Raw genomic sequence first — 1,000 nt, 5'->3', positions numbered from 1 at the left:
CGCGCCCCGGCGTGCCGCGCATACTGCGCCAGCGCCGCCCCGACACCGCCCAGCCCGTTGACCACCACCCAGTCGCCGGGCCTGATATCGGCCAGTCGCCCGGCATGCACCGCCGTCGATCCGGCACAGCCGACCGGCGCGGCCTGGGTCAGCGGAATGCCGTCGGGCACCGGCACACAGGTCACGTCGGGCACCACCACGTAATCGGCATAACCCCCATCGCTGCTGAACCCGGGCTGCGCGCGCGGCTGTGGGCACAGATGGGCGTCCCCCACGCGGCAATACCGGCAGTGGCCGCAGCCGACATAATAATAAACGACCACCCGCTGCCCCACGCGCGCCGGATCGACACCCGGGCCGGTTGCCTCGACCACGCCCGCGATTTCATGCCCGACGGCGAAATCCCGCCGCCCGAGATCGAGCAGCCCGTCACGCAGGTGCAGGTCCGTGCGGCACACGCCACACGCCGCAACCCGCACCCGCACCTCCCCCGCCTCGGGCTGCGGGACCGCCACCGCCCGCAGCGCGAAGGGCTGGCCGGGACCGAGATAGCGCACGCTGCGCGACAGCGGATTCGATGGGTCCGGGTGATGGGGCATAGGGCAAGTCCTTGCGTGCGCGGTCTGCACACCAGTCTCGGCCGGGCGTGGCCGCTGTGCAACTGCGCCGCACCGAAGAGGCACGGCGGGGGTGTTTGGCGTTGCGGCGCGGCGGGGCGACCGATAGGCTCACGCCCCTGAAGGGGAACTGACTCGGCACATGGCGTCACTGGATCTGGACAGGCTGTGGAAAGTCTGGGTGCTCGCCGCGCGCGCGGGTGACGGCGAGTCCATCGCGGCGTGCGCGCGGGCCGAAGCCATGGTGCGCACGCACGGCTATACCCTGGCCGACATTCCTGCCCTGCTGGCCCGCTATCCCCACCGCACCGCCGACATCGACAGCGCCGCCGTGCTGACCCGCGAACTGGCCCGTCGCGCCGACCGCGCCCGGGCCGAGGCCC

1 protein-coding gene and 1 pseudogene are annotated in these 1,000 nt (G+C 72.6%); one reads left to right on the top strand and one right to left on the bottom strand.

Annotated features, from left to right (window positions below):
- A partial coding sequence (locus HUK82_RS16810; RefSeq protein ID WP_176614990.1) for an alcohol dehydrogenase catalytic domain-containing protein occupies positions 1-599 on the bottom strand: 599 nt, incomplete at its 3' end.
- Positions 600-759: 160 nt separating this feature from the next.
- Here HUK82_RS16810 and HUK82_RS16805 point away from each other — a divergent pair.
- Positions 760-1,000, top strand: a pseudogene (locus HUK82_RS16805) (hypothetical protein); the annotation flags it as partial.

Origin of the sequence: Ameyamaea chiangmaiensis, from assembly GCF_013376175.1 — a bacterium.
GTDB lineage: Bacteria > Pseudomonadota > Alphaproteobacteria > Acetobacterales > Acetobacteraceae > Ameyamaea > Ameyamaea chiangmaiensis.
This window is presented reverse-complemented; position numbering and strand designations above follow the sequence as displayed.